The 9,428-nt window shown below is 65.2% G+C and carries 9 protein-coding genes; 5 read left to right on the top strand and 4 right to left on the bottom strand.

Annotation, left to right across the window (positions count from 1 at the left end):
* Together MOV75_RS16375 and MOV75_RS16370 are read left to right on the top strand one after the other, a co-directional pair.
* Positions 1–894, top strand: an 894-nt coding sequence (locus MOV75_RS16375; RefSeq protein ID WP_247006193.1) for an acetyl-CoA C-acetyltransferase, incomplete at its 5' end; no start/stop codon positions are given.
* A gap of 153 nt (positions 895–1,047) precedes the next feature.
* Positions 1,048–3,261, top strand: a complete 2,214-nt coding sequence (locus MOV75_RS16370; RefSeq protein ID WP_246923946.1) for an FAD-dependent oxidoreductase — start codon at positions 1,048–1,050, stop codon at positions 3,259–3,261.
* Between the two features lie 132 nt (positions 3,262–3,393).
* Here MOV75_RS16370 and gstA read toward each other — a convergent pair whose 3' ends face one another.
* A complete protein-coding gene (gstA, locus tag MOV75_RS16365) occupies positions 3,394–4,008 on the bottom strand; it encodes a glutathione transferase GstA (protein WP_246923944.1) in 615 nt (204 codons plus the stop codon).
* Between the two features lie 128 nt (positions 4,009–4,136).
* Here gstA and MOV75_RS16360 point away from each other — a divergent pair, with 128 nt between their 5' ends.
* The 3 genes from MOV75_RS16360 to MOV75_RS16350 all read left to right on the top strand — a co-directional run bounded on the left by MOV75_RS16360 (position 4,137) and on the right by MOV75_RS16350 (position 6,777).
* Positions 4,137–4,634, top strand: a complete 498-nt coding sequence (locus tag MOV75_RS16360; protein WP_246923942.1) for a MarR family winged helix-turn-helix transcriptional regulator — start codon at positions 4,137–4,139, stop codon at positions 4,632–4,634.
* 100 nt (positions 4,635–4,734) lie between these two features.
* Positions 4,735–6,105 carry a glutamate--cysteine ligase gene (locus tag MOV75_RS16355; RefSeq protein ID WP_246923940.1) on the top strand — a complete coding sequence of 457 codons (1,371 nt, stop codon included), beginning with the start codon at positions 4,735–4,737 and terminating at the stop codon, positions 6,103–6,105.
* A 105-nt stretch (positions 6,106–6,210) separates the two neighbouring features.
* Positions 6,211–6,777, top strand: coding sequence for a PAN domain-containing protein (locus tag MOV75_RS16350; protein ID WP_246923937.1), 567 nt, complete (start codon positions 6,211–6,213; stop codon positions 6,775–6,777).
* A gap of 125 nt (positions 6,778–6,902) precedes the next feature.
* Here MOV75_RS16350 and MOV75_RS16345 read toward each other — a convergent pair whose 3' ends face one another.
* From MOV75_RS16345 to MOV75_RS16335, 3 genes are all read right to left on the bottom strand, one after another.
* On the bottom strand, positions 6,903–7,469 hold the full coding sequence (locus MOV75_RS16345; protein ID WP_246923934.1) for a nucleotidyltransferase family protein: 567 nt from the start codon (positions 7,467–7,469) through the stop codon (positions 6,903–6,905).
* Between the two features lie 19 nt (positions 7,470–7,488).
* On the bottom strand, positions 7,489–8,268 hold the full coding sequence (lepB, locus tag MOV75_RS16340) for a signal peptidase I (protein WP_246923931.1): 780 nt from the start codon (positions 8,266–8,268) through the stop codon (positions 7,489–7,491).
* Positions 8,265–9,428: metallopeptidase TldD-related protein (locus MOV75_RS16335; RefSeq protein ID WP_247006191.1), on the bottom strand; the 1,164-nt coding region annotated here is incomplete at its 5' end. The genes lepB and MOV75_RS16335, both read right to left, overlap by 4 nt.

The raw sequence follows: 9,428 nt of genomic DNA, 5'->3' as shown, positions 1-9,428 counted from the left end.
ATGAGCGGCCAGCACGAACTGGTGATCGGCGGCGGCGCCGAATCCATGAGCCGCGTCGGCATCGGCGCCTCCGGCGGTGCCTGGCCGATGGACCCCTCGATGGCGGTGCCGGCCTATTTCATGCCGCAGGGCGTGTCGGCCGATCTGATCGCCACCAAATACGGTTTTTCGCGCGATGACGTCGACGCCTACGCGGTGCAGAGCCAGCAGCGTGCGGCGAAGTCCTGGGAGGAAGGCCGCTTCGACAAGTCGATCGTGCCGGTGAAGGACATCAACGGCCTCACCATCCTCGCCAAGGACGAGCACATGCGTCCCTCGACGACGATGCAGTCGCTGGCGCAGCTGCAGCCCTCGTTCACGATGATGGCGCAGATGGGCGGCTTTGACGGTGTCGCGCTGCAGTCGCACCCGGAGATCGAGCGCGTCAACTACGTGCACCATGCCGGCAATTCGTCGGGCATCGTCGATGGCGCCGGCGCCGTGCTGCTCGGCAGCAAGGAGGCGGCTGCGAAGTACGGCTTGAAGCCGCGCGCAAAGATCCGTGCGTTTGCCAATGTCGGCTCCGAGCCGGCGATGATGCTGACCGGTCCGGTCGACGTCACCGAGAAGCTGTTCGCGCGCTCGGGCATGAAGAAGTCGGACATCGACCTGTTCGAGCTCAACGAGGCCTTCGCCTCGGTCGTGCTGCGCTACATCCAGGCCTTCGATATCGACAACGCCAAGATCAACGTCAATGGCGGCGCGATCGCGCTCGGCCATCCGCTTGGCGCCACCGGTGCGATGATCCTCGGCACCGTGCTCGACGAGCTCGAGCGCACCAACAAGTCCACCGCTCTCGTCACGCTGTGCATCGGCGGCGGCATGGGCACCGCGACCATCATCGAGCGGGTGTAACGAGCGCCGTTGGGTGGGCAAAGCGAAGCGTGCCCACCACTGCTGCCTTCGCGAATGATGGTGGGCACGGCGCAAGGGCCGCCTTTGCCCACCCTAAGAGACCCTATCAACCGCCGCGCCTGAGATCGGCTGCGGCACCGAGGAGCAACCAACATGTCGTACAAGAACTTCAGGGTTGAGACCGACGCAGACGGCATCGCGCTCGTTACCTGGGACATCCCGGGCCGTTCGATGAACGTGCTCGACGAGACCTCGACCAGCGAGCTCGACGCGATCGTCAAGGCGACCACGGCGGATGCCGCGGTAAAGGGTGTCGTCATCACCTCGGCGAAGGAAGCCTTCTGCGCCGGCGCAGACCTGTCGATGCTCGAAGGCATGAACCAGGCCTATGCGAAAGTGTTCAAGGAGCAGGGCGAGACCGCGGCGAACCAGATGCTGTTCGACCAGAGCCGCCGCTTCTCGCTGGTGCTGCGCTCGATCGAAACATCAGGCAAGCCGTGGGCGGCCGCGATCAACGGCCTCGCGCTCGGCGGCGGTTTCGAGATCACGCTGTGCTGCCACTATCGTGTCGCCGCGGAGAATCCCAAGACCCGCCTCGGCCTGCCCGAGGTCAAGGTCGGCCTGTTCCCCGGTGCCGGCGGCACGCAGCGCGTGCCGCGCCTGGTGCCGCCGCAGGACGCCATGACGATCCTGCTCAAGGGCGACCCTGTTACGGTGGACAAGGCCAAGGCGCTGAACCTGATTCATGCCGTCGTGCCGGCCGCCGATCTGATCAAGGCCGCGAAGGACTGGATCAAGGGCGGCGGCAAGGCGGTCGCGCCTTGGGACGAGAAGGGCTTCAAGCTGCCCGGCGGCCCGGTGTTCTCCAAGGCCGGCATGATGATGTTCCCCGCCGGCAATGCGATCTATCGCCGCGAGACCTACGACAATTACCCGGCCGCGCGCGCGATCATGAGCTGCGTCTATGAGGGCCTGCAGCTGCCGATCGACGCCGCGCTTCGCGTGGAGTCACGCTACTTCACCTCGGTGCTGCGCTCGAAGGAAGCGGCTGCGATGATCCGCAGCCTGTTCTTGTCGATGCAGGAGCTCAACAAGGGCGCGCGCCGCCCGAAGGACGTGCCGCCGACCAAAGCGAAGAAGATCGCAGTGATCGGCGCCGGCTTCATGGGCGCGAGCGTCGGCTACGTCTCGGCCCGCGCCGGCCTCGAGGTCGTGCTGATCGACCGCGACCAGGAAAGCGCCGACAAGGGCAAGGCGCATGCGCAGAAGGTAATCGAGGATCAGATCAAGAAGGGCCGCGCCAAGCCCGCGGATGCCGAAGCGCTGCTCGCGCGCATCACGCCGACAGCGGACTACGCCGCGCTGAAGGACGTCGATCTCGTCATCGAGGCCGTGTTCGAGGACCGCAAGGTCAAGGCTGAGACCTTTGCCAAGGCGCAGCAATATCTGAAGCCGGACGTGATCTTCGCGTCGAACACCTCGACGCTGCCGATCACCTCGCTGGCCGAGGGCTTCAAGGACCAGGGCAAGTTCGTCGGCATTCACTTCTTCTCGCCGGTCGAGAAGATGATGCTGGTCGAGATCATCAAGGGCAAGAACACCGGCGATGTCGCGCTCGCGACCGCGCTCGACTACGTCCGGCAGATCGGCAAGACGCCGATCGTCGTCAACGACTCTCGCGGCTTCTTCGCCAATCGCTGCGTCGGCCGGTACGTTGCCGAGGGCAACGAGATGTTCCTCGAAGGCATCCCGCCGGCGATGATCGAGAATTGCGCCAAGATGGCCGGCATGCCGGTCGGCCCGCTCTCGCTCTCGGATGAAGTCGCGCTCGACCTCGGCCTCAAGATCATGAAGGCGACGGAAGCCGACCTCGGCCCCAACGCGATCAATCCCGATCAGAAGAAGCTGATGGTGGAGATGGTCGAGAAGCAGGGCCGCCTCGGCCGCAAGAACAGCAAGGGCTTCTACGACTATCCCGAGAAGGGCAAGGGCCAGAAGAGCCTGTGGCCGGGTCTGTCGGCCCTGCAGCCGAAGCAGCTCGATCCTGATACGCTCGACGTCGAGGAGCTGAAGCAACGCTTCCTGGTGGTGCAGGCGGTGGAAGCCGCGCGCACGGTCGAGGACCACGTCATCACCGATCCGCGCGAGGCGGATGTCGGCTCCATCCTCGGCTTCGGCTTCGCGCCGTTCACCGGCGGCACGCTGTCCTACATCGACTTCATGGGCACGAAGAACTTCGTCGAGCTCTGCCACAAGCTGGAGGCGAAGTACGGCTCGCGCTTCACGCCGCCGAAGCTGCTGGAGGAGATGGCGGCAAAGGGCGAAACCTTCTACGGCCGCTTCGCGCCGAAGAAGGCGGCGGCCTGACGCAACTCGTCATTCCGGACAGTCGCAACGCGGACTGATCCGGAATCTCGATCGGCTTCGCCCGGTCGTGCAACAACTACGAGGTTCCGGGTTCGCCGCGTCGCGGCGCCCCGGGACGACGACGAAGAATAATCACTTCGCCTGGGCCAGCCCTTCCTTCTTCAGCGCTTCCTGCACCTGCGGCCGGGCCGCGACGCGGGCCTTGTAGGCGGCAAGGTTCGGCATCGCAGAGAGGTCGAACTTCATACGCTCGCCCCAGGTGAGCATCGTGAAGAGATAGCCGTCGGCGACCGTGAACTGCTTGCCCATGAGGTAGTCGCGGCCGGCGAGCTGCCCGTCGATATATTTCAGCTTGCCCAGGACGCGATCCCTGAAGAAGGCCTTCGCCTCGTCGTTCAGGGCCGGCGCGAACATCGGCCCAAAGCTCTTATGCACCTCGGATGTGAGGAAGTTCAGCCACTCCAGCAGCTTGTAGCGCTCGGAACTGCCGTGGGCGGGCGCCAGCGCCTTAGCCGACGCCTGATCGGCGATCATCTGGACAATCACCGGGCCTTCGGTCACGATCTCACCGCTGTCGAGGCCCAGCGCAGGGACCTGGCCCTTGGGGTTCAGCTTCAGATAATCCTCACCGTTTTCGAGCTTCTTGGCCCGGAGATCGACCTTGACCAGCTCATAGGGCAGGCCGGCTTCCAGGAGCGCGATGTGGGGGGACAGCGAGCAGGCACCGGGCGAATAATACAGTTTCATGGAATTTCCTTCTCTTGAAGCTTGGTTCGGCCGAAAACAGCGATTACATGCATTTGCTTGGAATAGTCAAGATTGATGCAGCTGCATCAAATGAGGTAAGAGACGGAACGACGAGCTTGAGCGGGACCATGAAACGCAAACCATCGACCGAGGCGACTTCCGCCTGGATCCGCCTGATGCGGGTGCAGAGCCGCGTGCTCGATTGCGTCGAGCAGGACCTGAAGAAGGCCGGTTTCCCCCCGCTGGCCTGGTATGACGCGCTGCTCGAATTGTCGCGGGCGCCCTCGGGCGAGCTGCGGCCGGTCGAGCTCGAACGGCAGATGCTGATTCCGCAATATTCCACTTCGCGCCTGATCGACCGCCTGGTCGACGAGGGCCTCGCCTCGCGGCGCGAATGCAAGATCGACAAGCGCGGCCAGTTCGTCGAGATCACGGAAGCCGGCCGCGAGTTGCAGAAGCGGATGTGGAGCGCCTATTCGGCTGCGATCGAGAAATATGTCGGTTCGAAACTGTCCGATGCCGATGCCGTCAAGCTCAGCGGTCTGCTCGACCGCCTGGGCTGCTCGTGCGGCGAGATGAAACTGCCGCCCGTCGCCAACGTCAACGAAAGCACGCCGTCGCGATGATCGCGCGGCAAACCAGCACGTCCGCGCCCCCGGTGGTTCGCGGACGATCCCCGTCACCCGCGCGCGTTCGGTCGAAGCGCCCTTTTGATTAGAGTTTGATATGGCGCGAGACCAGATCGACATGACGCCGCTGCAATCGCGCGAAGAGCTCGTCGCGTGGTTCGAGGCGGGCTGCAAGCCGCCGTCCGAGTGGCGCCTGGGCACCGAGCACGAGAAGACGCCGTTCACGCTCGAAGGCCACCGTCCCGTGCCCTATGAAGGCGCGCGCGGCATCGGTGCGTTGCTCGAGGGCATGAAGCTCCTGCTCGGCTGGGAGCCGATCATGGAGAAGGGCAACATCATCGGCCTCTATGACGTCACGGGCGGCGGTGCGATCTCGCTCGAGCCCGGCGGACAGTTCGAACTGTCAGGCGCGCCGGTCGAGAATGTGCATCAGACCCAGAGCGAGTTGATGGCGCATCTGGCGCAGGTGCGCGAGATCGCGACCCCGCTCGGCATCGGCTTCCTCGGCCTTGGCATGACGCCGTCCTGGTCGCGCGCCGACATCCCGGTGATGCCCAAAGGCCGCTACAAGATCATGACCAATTACATGCCGAAGGTCGGCCAGTACGGCCTCGACATGATGTATCGGACCTGCACGGTGCAGACCAATCTCGACTTCTCCTCCGAAGCGGACATGGTCAAGAAGCTGCGCGTCTCGCTCGCGCTGCAGCCGGTCGCGACCGCGCTGTTCGCCAATTCGCCGTTCACCGAAGGCAAGCCGAACGGCTTCCTCTCCTTCCGTTCCGAGATCTGGCGCGACACCGACAATGCGCGCGCGGGCATGATGCCGTGGGCGTTCGAGGACGGCATGGGCTTTGAGCGCTATGTCGACTACGCGCTCGACGTTCCCATGTATTTCGTCAAGCGCGACGAGGATTACATCGACGTCTCGGGTTCCTCGTTCCGCGCCTTCTTCGACGGCCGCAACAACAACCTTCCCGGCGAGCGTCCGACGCTGTCGGATTGGGCCAACCATCTCTCGACGATTTTCCCGGAAGTGCGCCTCAAGCGCTATCTCGAGATGCGCGGCTCCGACGGCGGCCCGTGGGGCCGGCTGCCGGCGCTGCCGGCGTTCTGGGTCGGGCTTCTCTACGACGATGTCGCGCTCGATGCGGCCTGGGAGATCGTCAAGCACTGGAGCGCGCCCGAGCGTCAGGCCCTGCGCGACGACGTGACGCGCTTCGGCTTCAAGGCGCGGATCAAGAACCGGTATCTGTTCGAGATCGCCAAGGAATGCCTCGTTCTGGCCCATGCGGGCCTGCGCCGGCGCGGCCGGATCGACCAGCTCGGCCGCGACGAAACGCGGCATCTGGAGCCGCTCGACCGCATCATCGATGCCGGCCGGACGCCGGCCGAGGAAATGTTGGACAAGTTCAACGGTCCCTGGAAGGGCTCGGTGGAACCGGCCTACACCGAATACGCGTTCTAGACCGGCAAGCTGCCGATCAGCCGTTCATCGCCCATACAGGTTTGCGGCGATCAAATGACCGGCTGAAAAAACCTGAGCGTCGTCAATTACTCGAAAGCTGTTCCGATGTGGAAGGGCCGCCTGTCCGGGGCCGTCATGGCCAGCGTCGCGGCATGTGTCACGCTGCTTTCGCTCGCATGCGCGAGCGTGCCGGTGCGCGCCCAGACTGCGTTCGATCGGCCCGGCGGCGACTATTTCAGCACACCGGTCGCCTCAGGCGATCCCGAGGATTGCGCGCTGCTGTGCGAGCGTGATCGCCGCTGCCGCTCCTGGAGCTTCAGCTATCCCGACGTCGAAGGCGGCTCGGCGGTGTGCTGGCTGAAGAACACCGTGCCGACGCGCGTGCCGGGCAGTTGCTGCATCTCCGGTGTGCGCGGCGCCGGCGTGATCGAGCCCCGGGTCGAGGGCGTGGAGACGTCGATCGATCGTCCCGGCGGTGATCTGCGCAATCTCGAATTGAAGGAGGGGGACGGCGTCGAGGCCTGCAAGGCTGCGTGCACCGCCGACAACAAATGCCGCGCCTTCACCTACGCCCGCCCCGGCTACACCGGGCGCGAGGCGCGCTGCTTCCTGAAAAAGGAAATCAAGCCGCCGCGCCGCAAGGCGGGATTCACGTCGGGCGTGGTGCGGTAGTTGTTCGGTCTCGTGCCCCGAATCCAGGTGCCGTAGGTGGGCAAAGGCGCGAAGCGCCGTGCCCACCATCTTTGCGATATGACGACAGACGCGTGGGCACGCTACGCTTTGCCCACCCTAAGATCTCACTCTGTGGCGATCACGGTGAGCTCCGGCCACAGCGCTTTCCAGCGCGCGGTCTTTATCGCGTAACTCGCCGCGGAAAAATTCGGACCCGGATTCGGCCGCGCGATCAGCCTTGCGACATCGTCAAACCCGCGCGGCGCATAGACTTCGTAGCCATCGTGCGTGCGCCGGACGCCGACCTGCGTGTTCTGCGTCAGGAAGCGATCGATGCCTTCGCGCGAGCTTCTCAGCGGCGGATAGGGCAGGCTGTGCTTGGCGGGATACCATAGATGCACACGCGCCTGGTTTCGGATCTCGACCCTGACGCCGAGATGCGCGAGCCGCGCGTGCAGCCTGCGGATCACCGCGTCCTCCGCATCCCACGAAGTGTCGGAATCGAAATAGAACACGTCGTAATCGGCGATGCCGTGATCGATCGCGCGGCGCGTGAGCACGTTCCACACGGTCTGCACCAGGCATCCGGAAACCAGCCATGCATCCGGCAGCCCGAGGCGATGCAGTTCATCGATGATCGCGACGTTGACGGGATTTCTCAGCGCGAGCGCGAGGAATTCGTCACGGTTCATCGTCGTGCAGTGAGGTGATTTAATGCACCGCGGTGAAGAACCGTGCCAGCCTGAATCCGGACAGCCAGGTCCACACCGGCTGGCCGCGCATGCCGAGATCCCAGGAGCCGAGCACCGCATCCGCACGGCCGATCAGATTGTCGATCGGCAACAGGCCGACGCCGCCGGACCGCAGCGGCACGCGGCTGTCGGAGGAATTGTCGCGGTTGTCGCCGAGCACGAAGAGATGGCCGGCCGGCACCGTCACTTCCTGTGTATTGTCGAGCGGCCCGTTGTCGCGCATCTTGAAGATGAAATGTGAGACGCCGTTCGGCAGCTTCTCGACATAACGGTAGGCGGGCTCGCTGCCGCCATTGTCGTCCTCGGCCGCACCGACGCCGTCCGGCTTGAGCTCGGCGGGGCGGTCGTTGATGAAGAGCTGGCCCTGTCGCATCTGGATGCGATCGCCGGGCAGACCCACGACGCGCTTGACCCAGGCCTGCGAACGATCGCCGGGCCAGCGAAACACCACGACGTCGCCCTGCTTGGGAGTCTCCGCGAACACGCGGCCACTCTCGGGCAGGCTGATCTGAATCGGCAGCGACGAGGTGCCGTAGCCATAGGGAAATTTCGAGGCGAGCAGCGCATCGCCGATCAGCAGCGTGGGCTCCATCGAGCCCGACGGCACGTAGAACGGCTCGGCGAGCGCGCCCTTGGCGATGAAGACGGCGGCGACGATGCCGGCGAGCTGGGCGAGCTGCCCGCCCCAGCCGCTGCTCTTCCGCTTGGGGGTGACAGTGACCTTTTCTTCCACGCTCATGCGCCCGTTCCACCCACCGTGATGCGTTCCATCAGCAGCGACGGCTGGCCGACGCCGACAGGCACGCCCTGGCCGTTCTTACCGCAGGTGCCGATGCCGGTATCGAGCGCAAGGTCGTTGCCGATCATGCGGATGCGATGCAGGTCGGTCGGCCCGTTGCCGATCAGCATGGCGCCCTTCAGCGGCGCGCCCAGCTTGCCGTTCTCGATCTTGTAGGCCTCGGTGCACTGGAACACGTATTTGCCCGAGGTGATGTCGACTTGGCCCCCGCCGAAATTCGCGGCGAAGACGCCGTTCTTCACCGAGGCGAGGATCTCGGCCGGATCGCGGTCGCCCGCGAGCATGTAGGTGTTGGTCATGCGCGGCATCGGCACATGGGCATAGCCCTGGCGGCGGCCGTTGCCGGTCGGCTTCATGTTCATCAGGCGCGCGTTCTGGCGATCCTGCATGTAGCCGACCAGGACGCCGTCCTCGATCAGCACGGTGCGATTGGTCGGCGTGCCCTCGTCGTCGATCGACAGCGAGCCGCGGCGCGAGGCAATGGTGCCGTCGTCGACCACGGTGACGCCCTTGGCTGCGACCTGCTGGCCCATCAGGCCGGCAAATGCCGACGTCTTCTTGCGGTTGAAGTCGCCCTCGAGGCCATGGCCGACCGCCTCATGCAGCATCACGCCGGGCCAGCCGGCGCCCAGCACGACGTCCATCTCGCCGGCGGGGGCGGGAATCGATTCCAGATTGACCAAGGCCTCGCGCAATGCGCCGTCGGCAGCATCGCGCCAGTTCTTGCTCTCGATGAATTCGGCATAGCCGGCGCGGCCGCCATAACCCTTGCTGCCGCTCTCCTGCCGGTCGCCCTGGCCGGCGACGACGGAGACGTTGACGCGCACGAGCGGGCGGATGTCGCGATAGCTCTCGCCGTCGGGCCGCAGGATCTCGACCACCTGCCAGGTCGCGCCCAGGCTGACGCTGACCTGCCGCACCCGCGGATCCTTGTCGCGCAGGTAAGCGTCGATCTCGGCGAGCAGCTTGACCTTGGTCTCGAAGCCCGGGGCGTCGAGCGGATTGTCGTCGCCATAGAGCCGCACATTGGTATGCGCCGGCGGCGCCGCGAAGCTGCCGGAATAACCGCCGCGCACGGCCGCAACCGCGTCGGCGGCGCG

This window comes from Bradyrhizobium sp. PRIMUS42, assembly GCF_023006515.1.
Classification (GTDB): Bacteria; Pseudomonadota; Alphaproteobacteria; order Rhizobiales; family Xanthobacteraceae; genus Bradyrhizobium.
This window is presented reverse-complemented; position numbering and strand designations above follow the sequence as displayed.

Excerpts from the sequence above, each read along its gene's own strand:
- MOV75_RS16355 (WP_246923940.1), top strand. The coding sequence starts at position 4,735 with ATGGCGCGAGACCAGATCGACATGACGCCGCTGCAATCGCGCGAAGAG.
- MOV75_RS16345 (WP_246923934.1), bottom strand. The coding sequence starts at position 7,469 with ATGAACCGTGACGAATTCCTCGCGCTCGCGCTGAGAAATCCCGTCAAC.
- lepB (WP_246923931.1), bottom strand. The coding sequence starts at position 8,268 with ATGAGCGTGGAAGAAAAGGTCACTGTCACCCCCAAGCGGAAGAGCAGC.
- MOV75_RS16360 (WP_246923942.1), top strand. The coding sequence starts at position 4,137 with ATGAAACGCAAACCATCGACCGAGGCGACTTCCGCCTGGATCCGCCTG.
- MOV75_RS16370 (WP_246923946.1), top strand. The coding sequence starts at position 1,048 with ATGTCGTACAAGAACTTCAGGGTTGAGACCGACGCAGACGGCATCGCG.
- MOV75_RS16350 (WP_246923937.1), top strand. The coding sequence starts at position 6,211 with ATGTGGAAGGGCCGCCTGTCCGGGGCCGTCATGGCCAGCGTCGCGGCA.
- gstA (WP_246923944.1), bottom strand. The coding sequence starts at position 4,008 with ATGAAACTGTATTATTCGCCCGGTGCCTGCTCGCTGTCCCCCCACATC.